At 75.1% G+C, this 21059-nt stretch carries 24 protein-coding genes and 2 pseudogenes; 10 read left to right on the top strand and 16 right to left on the bottom strand.

All coding sequences use genetic code 11. The annotated features are described in order from the left end of the window. Window positions 1–497: 497 nt before the first annotated feature. From ACFVHB_RS06345 to ACFVHB_RS06315, 7 genes are all read right to left on the bottom strand, one after another. Window positions 498–884 (bottom strand): VOC family protein, encoded by a 387-nt coding sequence (locus tag ACFVHB_RS06345; RefSeq protein WP_380315946.1) that lies wholly within the window; start codon window positions 882–884, stop codon window positions 498–500. A gap of 175 nt (window positions 885–1059) precedes the next feature. Next, window positions 1060–1512 carry a hypothetical protein gene (locus ACFVHB_RS06340; protein WP_380315943.1) on the bottom strand — a complete coding sequence of 151 codons (453 nt, stop codon included), beginning with the start codon at window positions 1510–1512 and terminating at the stop codon, window positions 1060–1062. A gap of 68 nt (window positions 1513–1580) precedes the next feature. After that, entirely contained in the window at window positions 1581–1931 is a 351-nt protein-coding gene (locus tag ACFVHB_RS06335; RefSeq protein WP_380315940.1) for a helix-turn-helix domain-containing protein, read from the bottom strand. Window positions 1932–2067: 136 nt separating this feature from the next. Then, complete coding sequence (locus tag ACFVHB_RS06330; protein WP_380315937.1) at window positions 2068–2712, bottom strand: dihydrofolate reductase family protein; 645 nt, start codon at window positions 2710–2712, stop codon at window positions 2068–2070. Between the two features lie 199 nt (window positions 2713–2911). Continuing rightward, entirely contained in the window at window positions 2912–3508 is a 597-nt protein-coding gene (locus ACFVHB_RS06325; protein WP_380315934.1) for a TIGR03086 family metal-binding protein, read from the bottom strand. Between the two features lie 379 nt (window positions 3509–3887). Beyond that, window positions 3888–4490, bottom strand: coding sequence for a cytochrome b/b6 domain-containing protein (locus ACFVHB_RS06320; protein ID WP_380315932.1), 603 nt, complete (start codon window positions 4488–4490; stop codon window positions 3888–3890). Beyond that, entirely contained in the window at window positions 4474–5199 is a 726-nt protein-coding gene (locus ACFVHB_RS06315) for a molybdopterin-dependent oxidoreductase (RefSeq protein WP_380316118.1), read from the bottom strand. Before ACFVHB_RS06315 ends, ACFVHB_RS06320 begins: the two co-directional genes overlap by 17 nt. 168 nt (window positions 5200–5367) lie before the next feature. Here ACFVHB_RS06315 and ACFVHB_RS06310 point away from each other — a divergent pair, with 168 nt between their 5' ends. After that, window positions 5368–6423, top strand: coding sequence for an NAD-dependent epimerase/dehydratase family protein (locus tag ACFVHB_RS06310; protein ID WP_380315929.1), 1056 nt, complete (start codon window positions 5368–5370; stop codon window positions 6421–6423). 68 nt (window positions 6424–6491) lie between these two features. Here ACFVHB_RS06310 and ACFVHB_RS06305 read toward each other — a convergent pair whose 3' ends face one another. Beyond that, entirely contained in the window at window positions 6492–7649 is a 1158-nt protein-coding gene (locus ACFVHB_RS06305; RefSeq protein WP_380315926.1) for a sensor histidine kinase, read from the bottom strand. Continuing rightward, on the bottom strand, window positions 7646–8419 hold the full coding sequence (locus ACFVHB_RS06300; RefSeq protein WP_380315923.1) for a response regulator transcription factor: 774 nt from the start codon (window positions 8417–8419) through the stop codon (window positions 7646–7648). Before ACFVHB_RS06300 ends, ACFVHB_RS06305 begins: the two co-directional genes overlap by 4 nt. Before the next feature lie 178 nt (window positions 8420–8597). On the opposite strand from ACFVHB_RS06300, the pseudogene ACFVHB_RS06295 reads away from it, so the two are divergent. From ACFVHB_RS06295 to ACFVHB_RS06285, 3 genes and pseudogenes are all read left to right on the top strand, one after another. Continuing rightward, window positions 8598–9278, top strand: a pseudogene (locus ACFVHB_RS06295) (glycosyltransferase family 2 protein); the annotation flags it as partial. Beyond that, window positions 9252–9941 (top strand): DUF2064 domain-containing protein, encoded by a 690-nt coding sequence (locus ACFVHB_RS06290; RefSeq protein WP_380316115.1) that lies wholly within the window; start codon window positions 9252–9254, stop codon window positions 9939–9941. The pseudogene ACFVHB_RS06295 and the gene ACFVHB_RS06290, both read left to right, overlap by 27 nt. Further along, window positions 9938–10600, top strand: coding sequence for a class I SAM-dependent methyltransferase (locus tag ACFVHB_RS06285; protein ID WP_380315920.1), 663 nt, complete (start codon window positions 9938–9940; stop codon window positions 10598–10600). The genes ACFVHB_RS06290 and ACFVHB_RS06285 overlap by 4 nt, the downstream gene beginning before the upstream one ends. A 55-nt stretch (window positions 10601–10655) precedes the next feature. On the opposite strand, the gene ACFVHB_RS06280 is transcribed toward ACFVHB_RS06285, so the two are convergent. Beyond that, window positions 10656–10862, bottom strand: a complete 207-nt coding sequence (locus ACFVHB_RS06280) for a DUF397 domain-containing protein (RefSeq protein ID WP_380315917.1) — start codon at window positions 10860–10862, stop codon at window positions 10656–10658. Further along, window positions 10852–11691 carry a Scr1 family TA system antitoxin-like transcriptional regulator gene (locus ACFVHB_RS06275; protein WP_380315914.1) on the bottom strand — a complete coding sequence of 280 codons (840 nt, stop codon included), beginning with the start codon at window positions 11689–11691 and terminating at the stop codon, window positions 10852–10854. The genes ACFVHB_RS06280 and ACFVHB_RS06275 overlap by 11 nt, the downstream gene beginning before the upstream one ends. Before the next feature lie 125 nt (window positions 11692–11816). Between ACFVHB_RS06275 and ACFVHB_RS06270 the strand changes: the two genes are divergently transcribed. Together ACFVHB_RS06270 and ACFVHB_RS06265 are read left to right on the top strand one after the other, a co-directional pair. After that, window positions 11817–12074 (top strand): hypothetical protein, encoded by a 258-nt coding sequence (locus ACFVHB_RS06270; protein WP_380315912.1) that lies wholly within the window; start codon window positions 11817–11819, stop codon window positions 12072–12074. Window positions 12075–12260: 186 nt separating this feature from the next. Then, entirely contained in the window at window positions 12261–13055 is a 795-nt protein-coding gene (locus tag ACFVHB_RS06265) for a YqjF family protein (protein WP_380315909.1), read from the top strand. A 120-nt stretch (window positions 13056–13175) separates the two neighbouring features. On the opposite strand, the gene ACFVHB_RS06260 is transcribed toward ACFVHB_RS06265, so the two are convergent. After that, window positions 13176–13544: a PRC-barrel domain-containing protein gene (locus tag ACFVHB_RS06260; RefSeq protein WP_380315906.1), complete on the bottom strand. Its 369-nt coding sequence runs from the start codon at window positions 13542–13544 to the stop codon at window positions 13176–13178. A 53-nt stretch (window positions 13545–13597) separates the two neighbouring features. Next, a complete protein-coding gene (locus ACFVHB_RS06255; RefSeq protein WP_380315904.1) occupies window positions 13598–14026 on the bottom strand; it encodes an SRPBCC family protein in 429 nt (142 codons plus the stop codon). Between the two features lie 656 nt (window positions 14027–14682). Between ACFVHB_RS06255 and ACFVHB_RS06250 the strand changes: the two are divergent. After that, window positions 14683–14919 (top strand): annotated as a pseudogene (locus ACFVHB_RS06250) (mechanosensitive ion channel family protein); the annotation flags it as partial. A 379-nt stretch (window positions 14920–15298) separates the two neighbouring features. Here ACFVHB_RS06250 and ACFVHB_RS06245 read toward each other — a convergent pair. After that, window positions 15299–16669, bottom strand: a complete 1371-nt coding sequence (locus ACFVHB_RS06245) for a glycosyltransferase 87 family protein (protein WP_380315901.1) — start codon at window positions 16667–16669, stop codon at window positions 15299–15301. Between the two features lie 174 nt (window positions 16670–16843). Here ACFVHB_RS06245 and ACFVHB_RS06240 point away from each other — a divergent pair, with 174 nt between their 5' ends. Continuing rightward, window positions 16844–17983 (top strand): molybdopterin-dependent oxidoreductase, encoded by a 1140-nt coding sequence (locus tag ACFVHB_RS06240; protein WP_380316112.1) that lies wholly within the window; start codon window positions 16844–16846, stop codon window positions 17981–17983. Next, entirely contained in the window at window positions 17980–18453 is a 474-nt protein-coding gene (locus ACFVHB_RS06235) for a hypothetical protein (protein ID WP_380315898.1), read from the top strand. Before ACFVHB_RS06240 ends, ACFVHB_RS06235 begins: the two co-directional genes overlap by 4 nt. Here ACFVHB_RS06235 and ACFVHB_RS06230 read toward each other — a convergent pair. Together ACFVHB_RS06230 and ACFVHB_RS06225 are read right to left on the bottom strand one after the other, a co-directional pair. After that, entirely contained in the window at window positions 18419–19276 is an 858-nt protein-coding gene (locus ACFVHB_RS06230; RefSeq protein WP_380315895.1) for an S-methyl-5'-thioadenosine phosphorylase, read from the bottom strand. The two genes, ACFVHB_RS06235 and ACFVHB_RS06230, sit on opposite strands and share 35 nt — an antisense overlap. A 120-nt stretch (window positions 19277–19396) precedes the next feature. Beyond that, the gene (locus ACFVHB_RS06225) at window positions 19397–20182 is read right to left on the bottom strand and encodes an SDR family NAD(P)-dependent oxidoreductase (protein WP_380315892.1); all 786 of its coding nucleotides are present in this window, start codon (window positions 20180–20182) and stop codon (window positions 19397–19399) included. A 123-nt stretch (window positions 20183–20305) separates the two neighbouring features. Here ACFVHB_RS06225 and ACFVHB_RS06220 point away from each other — a divergent pair, with 123 nt between their 5' ends. Then, complete coding sequence (locus tag ACFVHB_RS06220; protein ID WP_380315889.1) at window positions 20306–20941, top strand: TetR/AcrR family transcriptional regulator; 636 nt, start codon at window positions 20306–20308, stop codon at window positions 20939–20941. Window positions 20942–21059 lie beyond the last annotated feature (118 nt).

The raw sequence follows: 21059 nt of genomic DNA, 5'->3' as shown, positions 1-21059 counted from the left end.
GTACCAACTGTGCCGGTTCACCGACAGCGCGAGCAGTCGAAAGTCTGGGAGAAGCCGGCGCAGGTCGTACAGATCGCGGAGCCGTCGCCGGGGTGGAGCCCGGGGAGAGCCCGGTCCTGGCCGCACCCCGGGCAGGTGCCCCGTGTTCGCACCGCGCGGTCCGAACAGGTCCGGCAGACGTATCCGTCCGGCCGGCAGGGCGCCCGCCGGGGCCCGGCTTCGTTGGGGTCACCGGCCGGGGTCTGGGGACGAGGGGGGCGTGCCGCAGGCCCCGGCCGGTGGGGAGGCTCCGGCCGTGCGGGGGTCGGCCGGGCAGGTGGCGGCCCGGGTGCTGCTCCCGAGGGCCGCCGTGGGGGGAATGCTAGGCCCGCCGGTGCCGTCGTGAACAGGGCTGTGACCAGCGGTTTTTTCGGCCGCGGACATGCCAGGGGCGCGGCGGGGCGGTCGGCCCGGGGTGAGGGCGCGCTGGGCGTGCGGCGGGCGACCCGGCCGGCGCCCTACTCGCTGTGCACGAGCTGGATCAGGTTGCCGCAGGTGTCGTCCAGGACCGCGGTGGTGACGGGGCCCATCTCCGTCGGCTCCTGGGTGAAGCGCACCCCGAGCCCGCGCAGCCGCGTGAACTCCGCCCGGACGTCGTCCACCGCGAAGGACGCGGCCGGGATGCCGTCGCGGACCAGGGCCGTCTTGTACGGCTGCACGGCGGGGTGACCGGAGGGTTCGAGGAGCAGTTCGGGCCCGTCGGGGTCCTCCGGCGAGACCACGGTCAGCCAGCGGGCCGCGCCCAGCGGGATGTCGTGCTTCTTCACGAAGCCCAGCACGTCGGTGTAGAAGCGCAGGGCCTCGCCCTGGTCGTCGACGAAGACGCTGGTGAGGTGGATCCTCATGCGGTGCTCTCCGGTGCGTCGGGCCTGAGCCACCGCGGCACGGTGCGCTCCAGGCGGGCGGGGTCGGCCGGGGCCGTGGAGACATCCTCCGCCCCGGCCGTCCGGGAGGCCCGGCGCCGCTCCGGGACGCGCGACGGCGTCCCGGAGCGCAGGGGTGCCGGAGGGAGGGCCGGGATCAGCAGCCGACGACCACGTCCACCACCGAGGTGGGCGGGGGCGTGCCGAAGTCCGTCAGCGCGAAGGACGCCCGCACGGTCGATCCGCAGGGGACGACCGCGCTCGGTCCGCCGACGTAGGCGGTTCCGGCGCCGAAGAAGGCGGAGCCGCTCTCCGTGCCGAGTGACGCGCCGTCCACCACGGACGCGGAGACCTTGAAGATGTAGTCCCGCCCCGGCCCGGTGACCAGCTGGGTGCTGACGCCGTAGACGCGGACGGACGACCCGTCGACCGTCACGCAGACGGTGTTCAGCCTGGTGATCATCCGTACGGAGGGGCCGCAGCCCGTGGTCGCCGACGAGGTGGCAACGGCGGGGCCGGCGGATGCCGGGGCGGCCTCGGCGGCCGGGGTGGCCGCGAGCGGCAGGGCGAGCGCGGCCAGGGCCGCGAGAGTGAGGGCGGTTCGGTTCACGGGAGTCCTCCTGGAGGTCGCGAGGCATGCCGTGTGGGGCCGACACCCTACCTGAGCCATGTGATATGTCACATCTGACTCTCATGATGCCATGCCCGCGGCGTCGCCCGTGCGCGTCCGGGTGACCACTGGCGGAAGCTTCCGTGAACCGACGCCCCGTGCCGGAGACGGACGGGTGCGGACGGGGGAGGGCCTTCCTCCCCCTGGCACGAGCCTGTCGTGCGTACGAGTCCTGGTACGGGCGTCGACGCTCGCGGGAGCCGCAGGTGCTCGGCCTGCTCCACGCGCAGGCTCTGCACCAGCCGGATCGGCGAGCAGCCGAGGACGCGGGTCACCGTCCGCTGCAGGGTGCGCTCGCTGACGCCGAGGTCCCGGGCGGCCTCCGCGATCGACAGCGGCTCGCCGATCCGGGTCCGCACCCACTCCTCGAACGCCGCGACCAGCGGGTCGTACTGCCCCGGTGGAACCCACTGGGGCGTGTCCGGCGATTCCCGCCGGGACCGGGCGGCGTCCGGCTGCGGTGCGGGGTGACGGCGTGGGCCGGGTGGCGCGGCGTCAGGCGCGGGTGAAGGTCACGTGGGTCACGCCGCTCGGGCTGGTGACGGACTCGGTGCGGAAGCGGTCCTCGACGCCTTCCAGCCCCTCCCACAGCCGCACGCCCCGGCCGAGGACGATCGGCACCACGACGACGTGCAGGTGGTCGATCAGGTCGGCGGCCAGGAACGCGCGGACCGTGCTGGGCCCGCCGCCGATCCGGACGTCCAGGCCGCCGGCCGCCTCCCGGGCCCGGCGCAGCGCCTCCTCCGGCCCGGCGTCGAGGAAGTGGAAGGTGGTGCCGCCCGCCATCTCCACCGTCGGCCGCGGGTGGTGGGTCAGGACGAAGACCGGAGTGTGGAACGGCGGATTCGGGCCCCACCAGCCGGTCCACTCGTGGTTCTCCCACGGGCCGCGCTGGGGGCCGAACTTGTTCCGCCCCATGATCTCCGCCCCGATGCCGTGGCCCCAGGCCGCGGCCATCGCGTCGTCCACACCGGTGTCGCCGCCCTCCTGGCCGTGCATCCGCCGGAACGTCCGGGTCTGGAAGAACCAGCGGTGCAGCCGGTCGCCGGCGTGGCCGAACGGGGACTCCAGGCTCTGTCCCTCTCCGGTGCCGTAGCCGTCGAGGGAGATCGAGAAGTTGTGGACGCGGACCAGGGACACGGGCGGACCTCCGGGCTTCGGCGCTCCCGGCACGGGCGGACCGCGCCGGCCGGAGTCCGAGGCTATCCCGCGCCCGCCCGCTCCTCCGCCGACCGACGCGCCAGCCGACCGACGCGCCCACGAGGCGGTCGGGCCGGGCTGCTCCCCGGGTGCCCGCGCACGGTGGCGCGGGCACCCGGGAGCACCGCCGTGGGTGCGGTCAGCTCACCCGTGCCGTCCACCGCGGGTCGCGGCCGGTGAACGCGAGGAGCTTGTCGGCGCGGCAGGCGTCGGCGGGGACGTCGACCGTGGGGCCGAACTTGCCGAACGTGTCGCGGACGAAGTCGACGATCTGCCCGGCCGGGACCTCCAGCCGCGCCGCCATGGACTCGTCGAGCGGAAGGTCCTGGCCGGTGGCCCGGGCGATGTCCCAAGCGTGGACGGCGGCGTCGAGCGCGGCGACGGCCGTCCCGGCGTGCGCGGGCATCGGACCCATCGGGGTGCGCACGCTCTCCGCCTCCCGCACCGACTCCCACGCCTTCATCGCCGCCCCGAGCAGTGCCTCCAGCTGCACCGCCGCGTCCCGGCCGTCGGCCTCCAGCGCGTCCACCGGCTGGAACGGGTCCCCCTCGGGGGCGTCGCCGGTGATCTGCATGACCAGCGCCTGCTGGTCGAGCCGGGCGTGGTGGAACACCTGACGGACCGTCCACTCGCTGCACGGCGTCGCGGCACCCCATGCGCCCTCCGGCACCCCCCGCACCGCCTCCAGTAGGTACGCGTGCGCCTCGGCCAGCAGTTTGAAGCCGTCCACGGCCATCTTTTTGCCTCCCCCACAGTGGAATTCACCCCAGCACCACGGCTGTTGACTCATACCTTAGGCCCCAGCGCCGACATGGGAAGCGCCGGGTGACGGTGAAGCGGCCGTCGGGGCATCGCCGTCGGCCCGCTTCGCCGGAGGCCGCTCTCAGGGGCGGGCGGTGATCCCGTCGAGGACGCGCTCCAGCGACCAGAGCCACGGTGCCCTGAGACGAAGGCGGCGATCTCGCCGGCCGCCCGGACGGTGCGCGGGTAGCGGTCGGCGGGGGCGGCGTCCAGGGCCTCCCGGCGGGCGGCGATGACGCGTCCCGCGCCGCGTGCGGGGCCGCGTCCGAACGGCGCTCAGGCGTCCGCACGGCGCTCAGGCGTCCGCACGGCGCTCAGGCGTCCGGACGCCACTGCGGGTGCTCCCGGGCGGCCCAGCCGCGGTCCACCCGTCCGGTCCGCATCCCGCGCAGCGCCTCGCGGTCCCCGAGCGCCATCCGGACGTGGCCGGCCGTCACGACGGCGACGGCCGCGGCGAACCAGTCGTGGACGAAGGTCGCGCCCGTTCGCCAGGCGGGCGGCGCCAGGTGGACGAGCCACATCAGCAGCCCCGTCCCCAGCAGCACCAGCATCGATCCGAGCGTCCACTGCGCGTACAGCTTCTGCCCCGCGTTGAACTTGCCCGACGGCCGGCCGGCGCGGCGGGCCCGGACGGTCCGCAGCCACTCCCGGTCGGCCGGGGCGAACCGGCTCAGCAGGCCGGCGTCCGCGCGCAGCGCCCGGGAGAGCAGACCGAGGAGCAGGGGGACGGGCAGCAGCAGGCCGCACCACACGTGGACGGTCACCACCAGGCGCCGGCGGCCCACCAGTTCGGCGAGCGGCGGCAGGTACAGGCAGGCGGCGGTGGCCAGGCAGGTGAGCAGCAGGAGCGCGGTGGTGTGGTGGACCCACCGTTCGGCCCTGGCGAAGCGGAGCAGCCGCTCAGGCGGTCGGGGCATCGTCACGTCCGTTCGAGCGTCCGACCCAGGCGTCCACGTCGTAGCCGTTCTGCTCCCAGTAGCCGGGCTCGACCGTCTCGGTGACGGTGATCCCGGACAGCCACTTGGCCGACTTGTAGAAGTACATCGGTGCCACGTAGAGCCGGACCGGGCCGCCGTGGGCGTGGGAGATCGGGGCGTCCTGGAGCTTCAGGGCGACGAGCACGTCGTCGCGGCGCGCCTGGTCGAGCGTCAGGCTCTCGGTGTACACGCCGTCGAAGCAGCTGAACCGCACGGCCCGTGCGCCGGGCCGGACGCCGGCGGCATCGAGCAGCGCGGCTAGCGGCACGCCCTCGAACGGCGTCTCCGGCACCCGCCAGCCGGTCACGCACTGGACGTCCCGGACGATCCGGCGCTGCGGCATCGCCCGGAGGTCGTCGAGCCGGTGGCTCGCCGGGCGGTCCACCAGGCCGTCCACGGTCAGCCGGTAGGTGTCGGCGGTGCGGTCCGGGACCGAGGAGGCCACGGAGTAGTACCGGAAGCCGCCGGCTGCGGGCAGCAGCCCGGTCAGCCCGCTGGGGTCTCGGCTCGCCACCGCGTCCTGGGCGCGTTGCAGTGCGGGGCCCGCGGCGACGCCGACGGCGCCGAGCCCGATCAGCCCCAGGACCACCCGGCGGCCGACCGGGGTCGTCCGCGTGCTTCGTTCCGTTCCGTCTTCCACACCGGGGATTCGACCAGGTGCGGCCGGTCCGCCGCCAGGGGTCGGGCCGCGGCGTCAGGGTTTCGTCATCTTTCGGCAGCGGGTGCGCGGGCAGGGCCCGCGCACGGGTCTTACCGATCGGTGACGGCCGCCCGCGCCGGCGGCGCCCGGAGCCGACCGGTCGATAGCGTCGGTGGCATGAGGATCCTGGTCACCGGCGGTGCCGGTTTCATCGGCTCGTCCGTGGTACGCGCCCTGGCCGCGGCCGGGCACGAGGTGCGGGTGCTGGACGCCCTGCTGCCGGCCGTCCACCCCGGCGGACGGCCGCCCGCGCTGCCGGCGGGCGTGGACTTCCGGCACGGCGACGTCCGTGACGCGGCGGCGGTCGGGCGGGCGCTCGCCGGGGTGGACGCGGTCTGCCACCAGGCGGCGATGGTCGGGCTGGGGCTGGACCTGGACGACGCCCCGGAGTACGCGGGCTGCAACGACCTCGGGACGGCGGTACTGCTGGCCGCCATGGCGCGGGCCGGGGTGCGGCGGCTGGTGCTGGCCGGGTCGATGGTGGTGTACGGGGAGGGGCGCTACCGCTGCCCGGAGCACGGGGACGTGGCGCCGGGCCCGCGCCGGCCGGCGGAGCTGGACGCCGGGCGGTTCGAGCCGCCCTGCCCGGTGTGCGGCGCCCCGCTGCTGCCCGGGCTGGTGACCGAGGACGCACCCGGCGACCCGCGCAACGTGTACGCGGCCACCAAGCTCGCCCAGGAGCACCTGGCCTCCGCCTGGGCCCGCGCCAGCCACGGCACGGTGCTGACGCTGCGCTACCACAACGTGTACGGCCCCGGGATGCCGCGCGACACCCCGTACGCGGGGGTGGCCTCGCTGTTCCGCTCGGCGCTCGCCCGGGGTGAGGCGCCGCGGGTGTTCGAGGACGGCGGCCAGCGCCGGGACTTCGTCCACGTCGAGGACGTCGCCGCCGCCAACCTCGCGGCGCTGGCGGCGGTCGGCGCCCGGCCGCCGGGCAGTGCCCGGGCGTACAACGTGGGCAGCGGCGAGGTGCGCACCGTGGGCGAGATGGCGGGCGCGCTGGCGGCGGCGTACGGCGGTCCGGCGCCCGTGGTGACGGGCGAGTACCGGCTCGGCGACGTACGGCACATCACCGCCGACTCGGCCCGGCTGCGGGCCGAGCTGGGCTGGGTCCCGCGCGTGCCGTTCGCGGCGGGCATGGCGGAGTTCGCGGCCGCCCCGCTCCGGGGGTGAGCCGGGGCGGGGGCGGCCTGGGGGGCGTGGGGGGCGGGGCGGCCGCGGGGCGGCGTACGGCGGGGCGCTCAGGCGCGGGCGGCGGGCAGGGCGATCTCGAAGCAGCAGCCGCCCGCGACGTTGTGCACGCGGGCCCGGCCCGCGTGCGCCTCCACGATGCCCCGCACGATGGCCAGTCCGAGGCCGGCGCCGCTGCCGCCGCCGTCGGGCTGGTGGCGCCGTTCGCCGGGGTCAGCCGGCCGGGGCGTGCGGGCCGCGCTGCCGCGCCAGCCGGTCTCGAAGACCCGGGGAAGGTCCTGCTCCGGGATGCCGCCGCAGCCGTCGGTGACCGAGAGCACCACCTCGTCCGCCTCCCGCCGGGCGGACACCGCGACCACGCCCTCCTCCGGGGTCGAGCGGATCGCGTTGACCAGGAGGTTGCCCAGCACCCGGGTGATCTCGCGGCTGTCCACCTCGACCGGTTCCGGCTCGACCCGGCGCCCCTCCAGCCGGACTCCGCGCTGGCGGGCGAGCGGGTACGCGCCGGTCAGCGCGTCGTCGACCAGGTCGTAGACGGACACCCGTGCCAGCGAGAGGGAGAGTGCGCCGGCCTGGATCCGGGACAGCTCGAACAGGTCGTCCACCATGCCGGTGAGCCGCTCGACCTCGGTGCGGATCCGCACCAGGTAGCGCTCCGGCTCCTCGGCGACGCCGTCCTCCAGGGCCTCGGCCATGGCCCGCAGGCCGGCCAGCGGGGTGCGCAGGTCGTGCGAGATCCAGGCGATCAGCTCGCGCCGGGAGTGTTCGAGGGCCTGTTCCCGGGCCCTCGACTCGGCCAGCCGGGCACTGGTGGCGGCCAGCTCCTCGCTGAGCTGGGCCAGTTCGCGCCCCAGCGGGCGGTCGGGTGCCGCGAACCCGGTGTCGCTGCCGACGGTACGGGCGGCCGCGGCCAGTGCGCGGCTCCCGGCGACCACCTGACGGCCCAGCAGCGCGGCGGTGAGGAGCGACACCACGGCGGCCACGGCGAGCACCGTAATCACCACGCCGAGGTCGTGGGAGGAGAGGAACATGGCCTGCGCGACGGCGAACGTGCCCGAGGTGACGGCGAGGACGGTGACGGCCGCGACGCAGAACAGCGACAGGGCCACCGAGCGCCGGCGCAGCAGCCGGACGGCGGGCCAGCCGAGCAGGCCCGCGCCCCCGGCGCCGAGCGCGGCGAAGAGGGCGATCAGCAGCAGGTCCTTCATGCCCGGGCCTCCTCGGCGCCGTCGGCGGCACCGTCCGCCGGGTCGTAGCGGTAGCCGACGCCCCACACCGTGCTGATCAAGCGCGGCGCGGCGGGGTCGTCCTCGATCTTCTCGCGCAGGCGCCGGACGTGGACGGTGACGGTGGACAGGTCGCCGAACTCCCAGCCCCAGACCCGGGTCATCAGCTCCTGGCGGGAGAACACCGTGCCGGGGTGCCGCAGGAGGAACGCCAGCAGGTCGAACTCCCTGATGGTCAGGGCGAGTTCGCGGCCCGAGCGGTGGGCGCGCCGGGCCTGCGGGTCGAGCGTGACGTCCCCGGAGGCGAGCGGGCCGGGCCCCTCTGCGGCGGCCGCCGCCGCGCCGGCGCGGGCGCGGCGCAGCACCGACTGGACGCGCAGGACGAGTTCGCGCGGGCTGAACGGTTTGGTGACGTAGTCGTCGGCGCCGAGTTCGAGGCCGAGGATGCGGTCGGCCTCGTCGCCCTTGGCCGTGAGCATCACCACCGGCAGATCGGTGCCCCCGGCGTCCGCGCGCAGCCGGCGCAGCACCTCCAGGCCGTCGATGCCGGGCAGCATGAGGTCCAGCACCAGCAGGTCGGGGCGGTGGGCGGTGGCCAGGGCGAGGCCCCGGTGTCCGTCGGCGGCGTGGTCGACGCGGTGTCCGGCGCGGGTGAGGTAGCCGGTGACCACCTCGGCCACGGTCGGGTCGTCGTCGATCACCAGGATGCGGCCGGTCGGCGGCGGTCCGGGGGTGGCTGAGGGCTCGTTCACCCGCCCGAGGATAGGGGCCGCGCACCGGGTTCGGCGCCCCGTCCGGTGCCCGTTCGGGTTCCGTAAGATCCGGCGGCGTCCTCTCCGGTCGGCCCCGGTGGTGCGGCGTGCGGCGCGGCGCGACGTACGACTTCCGTAAGGTGCCGCTGCGGCCGTCGCGGGCCTTGGCGCGGCTAGCGTGACGGCCGTGACCTCTACTTCCTCACTCTCCGTCGACGTGGTGTTGCCCTGTCTGGACGAGTCCGCGGCATTGCCCTGGGTGCTCGGCCGGATCCCGCGGGGCTGGCGGGCGGTCGTCGTGGACAACGGTTCGCGCGACGGCTCGGCCGAGCTGGCCCGCTCGCTGGGCGCGACCGTGGTCGAGGAGCCCCGGCGCGGGTTCGGCGCCGCCTGCCACGCCGGGCTGCTCGCCGCCACCGCCGACGTGGTCTGCTTCCTCGACTGCGACGGCTCGCTCGACCCCGCCCAGCTCCCGCTCGTCACCACCCCCGTCACCGCGGGCACGGCCGACCTGGTGCTCGGGCGCCGCCGGCCGGTGACGGCGGGCGCGTGGCCGGTGCACGCCCGGCTCGCCAACGCCGTGCTGGCGCGGCGGTTGCGCGCCTCGACCGGCGCGCCGCTGCACGATCTGGGCCCGATGCGGGCCGCCCGGCGGGAGCGGCTGCTCGCCCTCGGCCTCGGCGACCGTCGCTCCGGCTACCCCCTGGAGATGGTGCTCGCCGCCTCGGCGGCCGGGATGCGCATCGCCGAGACCACCGTCGACTACCTGCCCCGCACCGGCCGCTCGAAGGTCACCGGCACGCTGCGCGGCACCCGGCAGGCCGTCCGCGACATGCGGGCCGTGCTCGCCGCCCCACCGCCGACCCTGCTGGTGATCACCAAGGCGCCGGTGCCGGGCCGGGTGAAGACCCGGCTCACGCCGCACTTCACGCCCGAGCAGGCAGCCGACCTGGCGGCGGCGGCGCTCGAAGACACGCTGCACACGCTCTCCGCCGTCCCGGCCGGGCAGCGGCTGCTGGTGCTCGACGGTGAGCCCGGCGCATGGCTGCCGGCCGGGTGGCAGGTGGTCCCGCAGCGCGGCGGCGGCCTGGACGAACGGTTGGCGGCCGCGTTCGCCGCGGCGGCCCGGCTGGCACCGGGCGCACCCGCCCTGCTGGTCGGGATGGACACGCCCCAGGTGGGGGCGGCGGTGCTGGCCGAGCCGCTGTCGGCGGCGCGCCGGGCGGGCGTCGACGCCTGGTACGGCCCGGCGGCCGACGGCGGGTTCTGGGCGCTCGGGCTGGCGCGGCCGACGGCGGCGCTCGCCCGGCGGCTGCTGGTGGACGTGCCGATGTCCACGCCGGGGACCGGCGCAGCGCTCCTGGACCGGCTGGGGGCGGCCGGGCTGGTGGTGGAGGGCCTGCCGGAGCTGACCGACGTGGACACCGTCGGGGACGCCCGGCTGGTCGCCGCGCAGGCTCCGGACGGCCGGTTCGCGGCGTGCCTGCGAGCGGTCGAGCGGGCCGCGGAGAAGGCCCGTTGACCGAGTTGACCGTCACCGCGGCCTGGGTCGACGACCCGTTCGCCGAGGCCGTCCGGACCGGGCGCGGCCCGCTGTGGCTGCGCCGGGACGACGGCGGCCGGATCCTGCTGGACATCGAACGCTGGTGCGCGCCGGCGGCCGGGGCCGACCACAGCCTGCTGCTGCGCTGCGTACGGCTGGGGGCGCCGGTGCTGGACCTCGGGTGCGGGCCCGGCCGGCTGGTGGCGGAACTGCTCGCGCTCGGCGTGCCGGCGCTGGGGGTGGACCTCACCCCGGCGGCCGTCGCCCACACCCTCGGGCTCGGCGGCGCGGCGCTCTGCCGCTCGGTGTTCGACCGGCTGCCCGGGGAGGGGCGCTGGGGCGGCGCGCTGCTGGCCGACGGCAACGTCGGCATCGGCGGCGACCCGGCGGCGCTGCTGGCGCGCTGCGCCGAACTGCTGGCACCGGGCGGGACGTTGCTGGTCGAGGTGGCCGCTGGGGCGGTGGACGAGCGCTGCACGGCGCGGGTCGAGGGCCCCGGCGGACGCCTCGGCCCGCCGTTCCCGTGGGCCCGCGTGGGGGCGGACGCGGCCGCGCGCCACGGCGGCCGGGCCGGGCTGGTCGAGACCGAGCGCTGGACGTCGTACGGCAGGCGGTTCGTGGCCCTGGTGAAGGGCTGAGCCGGGCGGGGCGGGGCCGACCGGGGTGATCCGGTCGACCCCCGGTCAGCGCGGCTCAGACGGTGCCGAACTCCCCGGCCCGGACGGCGGCGACGAAGGATCGCCAGGCCTCGGCCGGGAAGACGAGAGCGGGCCCGGAGGGGTCCTTGGAGTCACGGACCGGCATGAGGTCCGGGAACCCGTCACTGACCTCAACGCAGCCGCCCTGACCATTGCTGTAGGTGCTCTTGCGCCACTGAACACCGCTGAGGTCAACGGACATGGTCCTCGAAGTCCTTCCGTACTCTGCGAATGAAGGCCAACGATGCCCGCTGGGACAGCGCCTCGACCTGCAGCCGATCGTAGCTGCTCACCCAACGCCCTACCGTTTCAGCATCTCGCTCAAGATACCCACGCTGAAGGGTCTCCGTGTACCCGATTGTGCGCCGGTCCGGAAGTGTCAGCAGAGCGAGCGGGTAGTTGAGCGGCCGGTCCTCCCCCAAGTCCAGCGGGGCGATCTGGAGTACGACTGTCGGCCTGGCAGCCATCGCTTCGAGATGCAGCAGCTGCTCGATCATCACCTCGGCACCGCCGATCGGCCGCAACAGGCAGGTGGCATCGAGAACTGCCTGGACGCTTGGCGACTGGGGGTCGGACAGGCGACCCTGCCGCGACTTGAGGAAGGTCAACCGCTCGGCGGCCTGGGCGGGTGTCGAATTCCCCTGCCGCACCGCGGCCATTTCGTAGGCTTCGGCGTAGGGCTGAACCTGCAGCAAGCCAGGGACGACGCCGATCTCGAAAAGACGTATGGCCGAAGCGCGTGACTCGTGCTCCGCAAACTCGGGGAAGCCCTCGATCAGCACGCTGTGCTCCAGTTGATCGAGCATCAGCTCGATCGTCCCACCGGTCTCCAGAACGCGGTCGGCCTCCTGGGCCAGCCGCCGGCTCGGCGGCTCCACACCTCGTTCAATTCGCGAGATGTAGGACGCGGAGAACCGGATGAGCTCGCCGAGCTGAGCCTGCGTGAGGGCACGGGACTCCCGCGACCTGCGAAGTTGAACGCCCAGGGCCGCACTTGGGGATGACGCTGGATCAAGCTCTCGACGGTTCATGGAACTCCTCAACTGAACCCAGCCCAACTCGTCAGTTCCGAGGCTTCCGATCGTAGCCCCGGTCACCCCACCATGGACACAGGTCGTAACGACCCAACAGCCCAGAGCTACCGACGGAGTCACCCATGCCCAGCCGCCCCCGCACGCCCTCCTACCAGCCCAAGGTGGGCGAGATCGTCCACGACCTCGCCCACCGGACGGTCACCGGGCAGCCCTCGGAGGGCGTCTACATGGCCACCCTCAACGGCCTCGCCTACCTGCGGCCCGAGGGCGGCGGCTGCGAGTGGACCACCGACCCCGTGCACCTCCGGCGCCTCAACGTCCCCCGCTACCGCACCGTCCAGCGCCCGAGCCGGCCCCGCGTGAACGACACCTCGGCGTGAGCCCGGCCGGCCGGCTCCTGGCGGTGATCATCACCGTCCCCGTCCTCAGCGCCCTCACCGCCGCGCTCGTCTGCCGGCCGATCCGCGAGGGGCCGCTCGGGCCGCGTCTCCTCGTCCTCGGGCTGGTCCTCGCCACCGGCGTCGTCTCCGGGCTCCCGGCGTGCGCCCGGCTCGAAAGGCGGGCGCATGTGCGAGGCTCGAATGATGCCGATCGCCCTCGCCGCCGCTCCTGCCCCCGCGGAACCGATAACGCCCGATCCGGTGCGTGACGTCCCGGCCACGCTGCTCACCCAGTCGTGGCTGGACCTGTCGTTCCTGCACTGGGCCGCCGACCCGGCGGACGTGGCGCCGCTGCTGCCGGCCGGGACGGTGCCGGACACCCACGACGGGGTGACCTACATCGGGCTGGTGGCGTTCCGGATGCACCGGGTGGGCTGGTTCAAGGTCCCGGGCATCCCGTACCTCGGCACCTTCCCGGAGACCAACGTGCGGCTCTACTCCGTGGACGGCCACGGTCGGCGCGGTGTGGTGTTCCGCTCGCTGGAGGCCTCCCGGCTGCTCCCCGTGGCCGTGGCCCGCAGCACCTTCCGGCTGCCCTACAAGTGGGCGAGGATGTCGATCGACCGCGAGGCGGACACCATCGCCTACAGCAGCAGCCGACGCTGGCCGGGGCCGCGCGGGGCCCGCAGCCGGCTCTCGGTGCGGATCGGCGAGCGGATCGAGGAGCCGAGTGACCTCGAACACTTCCTGACCGCCCGCTGGGGCATGCACAACACGTTCTTCGGCAGGTCCGTCTACCTGCCGAACACCCACCCCCGCTGGCCGCTCCACCGGGCCGAGCTCGTGCACTGCGAGGACGAGCTGATCACCGCCGCCGGTCTCCCGGCGCCGGTCGGGCCGCCGGTGAGCGTGCTGTACTCCCCCGGCGTGCCGGTCCGCTTCGGCGGCCCCGCCCGCCCGGGCGGCCTGCCGACTCCCTGAACCGTGCCGGAGCCGACCGGCCGCGCTTGCGGCGGTCGGCGTCCCGCCGGCCACCGGCCCGGCGAGCGGGGAGGACCGGACGCTCTCCCCGCTCGCTGCCGGGCGCGATCGCCGCGCCGGTCAGATGATGCGGCCACCGTAGAACGGGCCGTAGTAGAGCCCGTACGGGGCGCGGAAGTCGGGCTCCGTCCCGGCCGAGCGGTCGTCGTACGACGGACTGTTCTTGATCTCGTCCTTGGACCTGTCGACGTACACCTTCCGCTCGCCGAGTTCGATGCGGATCACCGTTCCGGCCGGCAGCAGCACGAGCTTGCCGAAGATCCAGGGCCCGGTGTCCACGACCAGGTACTGGCCGTCGACGTCATCCGACAGCCGGTCCACCTTGCCGATGTGGCCGTCGGTGGCCTCGACGTGGAAGCCGACCAGGTCGGTGCCGACGGTGTAGCCGGCGGTGGTGCGGAACTCCCAGATGTTGATGCCCTCGTTCATCCGTTTCTCCTCTCTCGTCCGCGCTTCTCGTCCGCGGCGCCGCACCCGGCCGGTCAGGCGGCCCGGCGGCCCGACTCGACGTGGTGCTTGAAGTCCCTCAGGTCGTCGATCACCCTGCGGTCGACGAAGCCGAGCGCCTCGGCGAGGCGTTCCAGCAGGCCGGGCGGCTCGATCTCCAGCTGCAGCATGAGCCTGGTGGTGTCCTCCTCGATCCGGTGGAAGGTCACCACTCCGGCCTGCCGGACGTCGCCGGCCACGCTCTCCCAGGCGAGCCGCTCCCCCGGGACGACCTCGGTGGTACGGGCCTCGAACTCCCGGTGGACGCCCACGGCGTCGACGACCCAGCGGGTGGCTCCGGGGGCCGTCCGCTCGACGCTCACCACGCCGCGCATGAAGTCCGGGAACTCCTCGTACCTGGTCCACTGCTCGTACACCGCCGGAAGCGGCGCGTTCACCTCGACGGACTCCTCGATCCGAGCCATCGCTCCTCCTCCTCGGTCTGGTGCGGCCACCCCCGGGGAGGCCGCCGGTCCCCTCGTGTGCCCCCGGACCGGCGGTGTATGCACCCTTCGTCCGACCGGCCGTCGGCCGACCACCCGTCACCGCCGGGACGGCACAGGGTGCTTGAACCCAGCCGAAGGGGGAAGACGGCGAGCCGGGTCGGCGGCGCGGGGCCCCGGCGCACGGCGAGAAGGGAGCCGGATCGGTGTGGTGGAGTGCTGTCCGCCTGCTCGTGGTGGCCGCGGCCGCGGCGCTCGCCGCGTACGGCCTGAACCGCGGCTCGGAGCTGCTCGCGCGGCGGCTTGCCGCGCAGGCCCGCACCAGCGGCGCGCCGCGGCTGCTGCGCGACTGCCGTCGGCCGTTCCTGGCGGCGACCGGGTGCGGGCTCCTGCTGGGGGCGCTGCCGTGGATCGGCGCCGCGCCCGCGGCCGAGGACACCCTGCGCCACGCCTTGGTCCTCGCCACCATCTGCTCCTGGGCGTGGCTGGCCGCGCGGGCGGTCGGACTGCTCGTGGACGGCGCCGTCCACCTCGCCGTCCGCCGCCGCGACCCCGCCCAGGCCGGCCGCGCCAGGACCCAGGCCGGCTTGCTCGGCCGGATCTGCCAGGCCGCCATCGCCCTGATCGCGCTGGGCGCGATGCTGATGACCTTCCCCGCCGTCCGCGGTGTCGGCACCAGCCTGCTCGCCTCCGCCGGTCTGGTCGGCGTGGTGGCCGGTGTGGCGGCGCAGAGCACGCTCGCGAACCTCTTCGCCGGTGTCCAGATGGCCTTCGGCGACCTCGCCCGGATCGGCGACGTCGTGGTGGTGGCCGGCGAGTGGGGCACGGTGGAGGAGATCACCCTCACGTCCGTCGTGATCGCCACCTGGGACCAGCGGCGCCTGGTCATGCCGATGTCGTACTTCGCCGGCCGCCCGTTCGAGAACTGGTCGCGCCGGACCACCCGAATCACCGGCACGGCCCTGCTCCACCTCGACCACAGCACGCCGGTCGCCGACCTGCGGCAGGAGTTCGACGCCTACCTCGCCAAGAACCCGCTCTGGGACGGCGAGGGCAGCGCCCTGCAGGTCGTCGACACCACCCCCAGCACGATCGTCGTCCGCGCCCTGGCGACCGCGGCCAACGCCGACGAGGCGTTCGAACTGCGCACCTGGTGGCCTACGTGCGCGAGCACCACCCGTACGCCCTGCCCCAGGTGTCCGTCAGCCACCCGCCCCACCCGGGCGCCGAACCGGGCCGGTCTCCGGAGGACCTTCACGTCCGGGGGGAGCATCGATCCGCCGACACCGGGTAGCGGGGTGCCGACCGGCCCGGAGCCCGAGCCGCGCGGCGGCGCAGCGCCGCGCCGGCGAGCACGCAGGCCAACGCCGTGCCGTAGGCGGCCTGTTGGGCCGCCGGGCCGCCGGCGAGGTAGAGGTACTGGCCGGCGGCCGGTACGGCGAGCCACTCCCAGCGGCCGTCCATCGCCACCAGGGCCACCACCAGCAGCCCGTACCAGGGGTAGCCGGGGGCGACGAGCAGCAGGGCGGTTCCGGTCACCGTCAGCGCGCCGCTCCACGGGCGGGCCGGGTCTCCGCGCCACAGCACCCGGAGCACGACGAGTGCCAGCACCGCGCCGGCCGCCCACGGTGCCGCCGCGTCGGGCACCAGCAGTCTGAGCACGCCGAAGCGGTCGAGGTGGTCCTGGTCGTAGCCCTCCTCCCGCAGGTAGCCGGGAAGGTAGCCGAGCACGCCGGTGCCGGAGGCGAGCACGTACGGCAGGTACGCCACGGCGAAGGCGGCGAGTGCCGCGCCGACGAGGAGCAGTGCCCGCCGGGGCTCGCGCCGGGCGCCGGACAGGGCGCCGGGCAGGGCCAGCCCCGGCAGCAGCTTCACCGCCACGGCCCCGCCGAGCAGCAGGCCGCCCGCGAGCTGCCGGCGCCGTGCGACGGAGGCCAGCCCGGCCACCATCAGCAGCGCGCCGAGGGTGTCCACGTGCGCGTCGTTCACCGACCAGACCGCCACCCCGGGGCACCAGGCCCAGAGCGCGGCGCGGCGGGCGCGGCCGGCGAGCAGGAGCACGCCCGTCGTCGCCACCGCCAGCAGCGCGCCGCCCGCCTGGACGCCGCGCACGCCGCCGCCGAACGGGTGCACCACGAGGAACCAGGCCTCCGCCACCGGCGGGTAGACCGTGTGCACGGCGGGCCGGTTGATCCGGGTGCAGTCCCCGGCCGTCGTGCGCCGCTCGTCCCAGCCGGTGCAGGGGCCGCCGGCCGGGAACAGGCCCGGGTCGCGCAGCCGGGCGAGCGCCGGGTCGTCCGGCGCGTGCGCGTACGGCGAGACGCCCGCCGCCTGCACCCGGCCGTCCCAGACGTAGCGGTAGGCGTCGTCGCTGGTGCGCGGCGGGGCCAGCAGCCCGGTGGCCGCGACGGCGATGCCGCCGGCCAGGACGAGCCGCCCGACGTACCGGCCGGGGACGCGCCGCAGCAGGAGCACGGCCGCCGCGAACAGCGCGGCGTCGAGCGGGTACCAGCCGTACAGCGGGGCGCGGTGGCCGAGCGTGCCGCCGGTGGTGACGGTCGCCGCGAGGGCGGCCACGAGGGCGGTGAGGGCGAGGACGCAGGGCAGGACGGGTCGCGGCAGCACGCGGCCCACCCTGCCACCGGGCCCCGCCCGCGGGCCGCACCGGCAGGGCGCCGTTCGGATTCCGTAAGCACGTCGAACCGCCCGGGGACGGCGCCGGGACGCTTCGATGGAGCCGTGAACTCCGATCCCTCCCCCGCCCGTCCCGCCTCCGCCCGCCGCCGCTACGACCCGCCGCTGCCGTCCCCGCCGGACGCCCTGCGGCGCGGCCCGTTCCGTGCCGGCGCCTTCACCTCGGTGCTGCACGAGCCGCGCACCACGGTCGTCGTCGGCCGCTGGCTCGGCGGCGCGCTGGTCGTCTGCTTCCTGACCGGCCTGGCGAGCCATCTGCTGCAGGACCCGCCCTCCTGGCTGGCCGGGCACCTGCCGAGCCGGCCGGTGAACGGCTACCGCGTCACCCAGGGGCTGCACGTGATCAGCGGGCTGGCGGCGGTCCCGCTGGTGGGCGCGAAGCTGTGGGCGGTCTACCCGAGGCTCTTCGAGTGGCCGCCGGCCCGCAGCGTCCTGCACGCGCTGGAGCGGCTCGGCATCGCCGTCCTGGTGGCGGCCACACTGCTGGAGCTGTTCACCGGCCTGCTGAACACGCTCCAGTGGTATCCGTGGCCGTTCCCGTTCCGGCAGACCCACTTCTGGCTGGGCTGGCTGGCCACCGGCGGCCTGCTGATCCATCTCGCCGTCAAGGCACCGCTCATCGCCGCCAATTGGTGGCGCCGGGCCGCGCCCGCCCTGGCCCAGCGCCGGGCCTTCCTCGCCACCACCACCGCCGCGGTCGGCGCGGTCACGCTCGTCACCGCCGGGCAGTCCGTCCCCTGGCTCCGCGCGCTGGACCTGCTGGCCCCGCGCCGCCCCGACCTCGGCCCGCAGGGCCTCCCGGTGAACCGCACCGCCGCCCAGGCCGGGACGGTCACCGTGCCGGCCGACTGGCGGCTGCGGGTCGACGGGCCGCGGCCCTACCAGCTGACCCTGGCCGAGCTCGGCGAACTACCCCAGTACGAGGTGGAGTTGCCCATCTCCTGCGTGGAGGGGTGGAGCGCCGCCGCGCGCTGGACCGGGGTCCGGGTGGCCGACCTGCTGACCCGCGCCGGGGCCCCGGCCGGCACCGGCGTGCGGGTGACCTCGCTGGAGGCCGAGGGTCCGTACCGGGTGATGGAGATGCCCGCCCAGTACGTCGACGATCCGCTCAGCCTGCTCGCCCTGCGCGTCAACGGCGAGGTGCTGACGGCGGACCACGGCTACCCCGCACGGATCATCGCGCCGAACCGGCCCGGGGTCCTGCAGACCAAGTGGGTCGCGCGGATCGAGGTGATCGGCCGATGAACCGGATCCGCGGCCTGCTGCTGGCGGCCGGCCTCGCCCTGACCGGCTACGGCGTGTACGGGATGCTCGGCGATCCCTACATCACCGATCCGGTGGAGGTGCTGGTCTGGGCGGTCGGCGCACTGGTGATCAACGACGGGCTCTGGGTGCCGCTGCTCTGCCTGCTCGGCGCGTTCCTGGTGCGCGGGCCGGTGCCGCGCGGCTGGCTGGTCGTCGTTGCGGCGGTCACCGCGGTCGGGCTGCCCGCCGTGCTGCGCGCCGACGACGACCACGGCAACCCGTCGGTACTGCCGCTGCCCTACCTGCGCAACTGGCTGCTGGTGCTCGCCGCCACCGCCGTCCTCGCGCTGCTGGTGGCGCTCGTCGGGCGGTGGCGGCGGGGTGACCGGGCGCCCGGTCGCCGTGACCGGGCGGTCAGCCTCCGTGACCGGCTGGTCAGGCGCCGGGCACGCCGGGAAGACCGGTCGTGAGACCGTCCAGGGCGCTCCGGCACGGGCACTCGCGCACGACCGGCAGCCGCTCAAGGGCCTTGAACAGGACGGTGCGCAGGCGGTCGACGTTGCGGGCGAAGACCTCCAGGACTTCGGCGTGGGTGACGCCCTCGCCGCTCTCGACGCCCGCGTCGAGGTCGGTGACCAGGGCCAGCGAGGTGTAGCAGAGGCCGAGTTCGCGGGCGAGGACGGCCTCGGGGTGGCCGGTCATGCCGACCACCGACCAGCCGTTGGCGGAGTACCAGCGGGACTCGGCCCGGGTGGAGAAGCGCGGGCCCTCGATCACCACCAGGGTGCCGCCGTCGACCGGCTCCCACGCGGCGCCGCGGGCGGCGTCCAGCGCCACCGCCCGCCCCGCCGGGCAGTACGGGTCGGCCATCGACACGTGCACCACCTCCGGCACCGTGCCGTCCGGCAGCGGCAGCCCGTCGTAGTAGGTCTGGAGCCGCCCCGAGGTGCGGTCGACGAACTGGTCCGGGACGAGCAGCGTGCCCGGCCCGTACTCGGGGCGCAGCCCGCCGACCGCGCACGGCCCGAGCACCTGCCGCACACCCAGCGCGTGCAGGGCCCAGAGGTTGGCGCGGTAGTCGATGCGGTGCGGCGGGATCCGGTGACCCCGCCCGTGCCGGGGCAGGAACGCCACGCTGCGCCCGGCGACCTCGCCGAGGAACAGCGAGTCACTCGGCGGCCCGTACGGGGTGTCGACGGAGACCTCGGTCACCTCGTCCAGCAACGCGTACAGGCCGGAGCCGCCGATCACGCCCAGTTCGGCACGCGGGGGAACATTCTGGTCGGCCGTCATCGGTCCGCCTCTCGTGTCGGGAAACCTCCCGGCCACTGTAGGAACGGACCCGCCCGAAGCCCGGGCCGACCGGGCTTACGGATTGCGAACGTCCGCCTCCCCCTGGGGGCGGCGGTCCGCTCAGACCACCGGGTTCGGCCGGGTGACGCGCTCGGCGACGGCGAGCGTGGCGCGTCGCGGCAGCAGGCGGGGCGTCATGGCCACGATGCGGTTGAGGAACCCGTCCACCACGCTCGGACGCCCCTTCCGCAGGGCGGCCAGGGTGGTGGCGACGACCTGCTCGGGCCGGCGACGGACGCCGACGGCGGCCTGCTCGCCGATGACGTCGAAGAACGGGGTGTCGGTGGCGCCCGGGCAGACGGCCAGGGCCCGGACGCCGCTGCCGCGGAGCTCGTTCGCGAGCGCCTCGGTGAACGAGAGCACGTAGGCCTTGGTCGCGCCGTAGACGGCCATCCGGGGAATCGGCTGGAAGGCCGCCGTGCTGGCCACGTTCACCACCGCCCCGTGACCTCGCTCGACCATGCCGGGCAGCAGCCGGGCGGTCAGGTCGGTGAGCGTGAGGCAGTTGAGGTGCACCTCTTCGGCCATCCGCGTCGGATCGCCCTCGGCGACGGCGCCGAAGGTCGCGAAGCCGGCGTTGTTGATCAGCACGTCGACCGTCACGCCCAGTTCCTCGACGCGGCGCTGCACCTCTGCGCCCGCCCCGGGGCGGGCGAGATCGAGCGGGACGACGTGCACGGTGACGCCGTGGGCCGCCGCCAGTTCCTCCCGGAGGCTCGTGAGCCGGTCCTCGCTGCGGGCGACGACGACCAGGTCCGACCCGCGGGCGGCGAGCTCGCGGGCGAACGAGGCCCCGATGCCGGTGGACGCTCCGGTGATCAGGGTGGTCCTGCGCGTGAAGTCCATGGTTCTCCTCGTTTCCGGGACGCGGCTTGCCGGGACGCGGGCGAGCGTCGGTTCCGCACTGCGGCTCAATGTAGTCAGTGCCAACAAAGTAGTCAACGCCTACATGCTCGTATGCTGATGCCCATGCGAACGGGCCGCTATCACCACGGAGACCTCCGCGCCGCACTGCTGGAGCGCGCCGAACAGACCCTGCGCGAGCAGGGCGTCGAGGCGCTGTCGCTGCGCGAACTCGCCCGCGCCCTCGACGTCAGCCACGCCGCGCCCAGCCGCCACTTCAAGGACCGGCGCGCCCTGCTCGACGCGCTCGCGCTGACCGGCGTCCAGCGGCTGACCACGGCGACCCGCGGCGGACTCAGCCGGAGCGGGGAGGGCTTCCACGAGCGGGTGTTCGCCTTCGCCCGCGCCTACGTCGACTTCGCCGCCGAACACGCCGCGCTCCTGGAACTCGCCTTCGCCCGCAAGCACGACGCCGCCGTCGCGGACGAACTGGAGCTCGCCTGGCAGCCACTGAAATCCGACCTCCGCGCCGTGATCGACCACGGCCAGCGTGAGGGACTGATCCGGCCCGGCAACGCCGACCGGATCGGCAACGTCCTCTACGCCGCCGTGCACGGCGTGGCCTCCCAGGCCGCGAGCGGGCAGCTCCACGGGCCGGCCCTGGACCAGGTCTTCGAGGACCTGTTCACCCACCTGCTCCGCGGCCTCGCACCGATCGCCGGCGACGAGCCGCTGAGCGAGCCCGCCGTGCCGACCTGCTGAACGGGGCCCACCTCCCGGCCCACGGCCTCCGGCCACTCGGGCCCCTCCGCGAGAAGCCCCGCATCGGCAGCCCGCACGCCACGGGTTCGTCACGCGGCGTCGATGTCGGGCGGGCGTT

Origin of the sequence: Kitasatospora sp. NPDC127111 (assembly GCF_042677465.1) — a bacterium.
Taxonomy (GTDB): domain Bacteria; phylum Actinomycetota; class Actinomycetes; order Streptomycetales; family Streptomycetaceae; genus Kitasatospora.
This window is presented reverse-complemented; position numbering and strand designations above follow the sequence as displayed.

Excerpts from the sequence above, each read along its gene's own strand:
- ACFVHB_RS06345 (WP_380315946.1), bottom strand. The coding sequence starts at position 884 with ATGAGGATCCACCTCACCAGCGTCTTCGTCGACGACCAGGGCGAGGCC.
- ACFVHB_RS06325 (WP_380315934.1), bottom strand. The coding sequence starts at position 3,508 with ATGGCCGTGGACGGCTTCAAACTGCTGGCCGAGGCGCACGCGTACCTA.
- ACFVHB_RS06320 (WP_380315932.1), bottom strand. The coding sequence starts at position 4,490 with ATGCCCCGACCGCCTGAGCGGCTGCTCCGCTTCGCCAGGGCCGAACGG.
- ACFVHB_RS06310 (WP_380315929.1), top strand. The coding sequence starts at position 5,368 with ATGAGGATCCTGGTCACCGGCGGTGCCGGTTTCATCGGCTCGTCCGTG.
- ACFVHB_RS06305 (WP_380315926.1), bottom strand. The coding sequence starts at position 7,649 with ATGAAGGACCTGCTGCTGATCGCCCTCTTCGCCGCGCTCGGCGCCGGG.
- ACFVHB_RS06290 (WP_380316115.1), top strand. The coding sequence starts at position 9,252 with ATGCGGGCCGTGCTCGCCGCCCCACCGCCGACCCTGCTGGTGATCACC.
- ACFVHB_RS06280 (WP_380315917.1), bottom strand. The coding sequence starts at position 10,862 with ATGTCCGTTGACCTCAGCGGTGTTCAGTGGCGCAAGAGCACCTACAGC.
- ACFVHB_RS06275 (WP_380315914.1), bottom strand. The coding sequence starts at position 11,691 with ATGAACCGTCGAGAGCTTGATCCAGCGTCATCCCCAAGTGCGGCCCTG.
- ACFVHB_RS06270 (WP_380315912.1), top strand. The coding sequence starts at position 11,817 with ATGCCCAGCCGCCCCCGCACGCCCTCCTACCAGCCCAAGGTGGGCGAG.
- ACFVHB_RS06265 (WP_380315909.1), top strand. The coding sequence starts at position 12,261 with ATGTGCGAGGCTCGAATGATGCCGATCGCCCTCGCCGCCGCTCCTGCC.
- ACFVHB_RS06260 (WP_380315906.1), bottom strand. The coding sequence starts at position 13,544 with ATGAACGAGGGCATCAACATCTGGGAGTTCCGCACCACCGCCGGCTAC.
- ACFVHB_RS06255 (WP_380315904.1), bottom strand. The coding sequence starts at position 14,026 with ATGGCTCGGATCGAGGAGTCCGTCGAGGTGAACGCGCCGCTTCCGGCG.
- ACFVHB_RS06235 (WP_380315898.1), top strand. The coding sequence starts at position 17,980 with ATGAACCGGATCCGCGGCCTGCTGCTGGCGGCCGGCCTCGCCCTGACC.
- ACFVHB_RS06230 (WP_380315895.1), bottom strand. The coding sequence starts at position 19,276 with ATGACGGCCGACCAGAATGTTCCCCCGCGTGCCGAACTGGGCGTGATC.
- ACFVHB_RS06225 (WP_380315892.1), bottom strand. The coding sequence starts at position 20,182 with ATGGACTTCACGCGCAGGACCACCCTGATCACCGGAGCGTCCACCGGC.
- ACFVHB_RS06220 (WP_380315889.1), top strand. The coding sequence starts at position 20,306 with ATGCGAACGGGCCGCTATCACCACGGAGACCTCCGCGCCGCACTGCTG.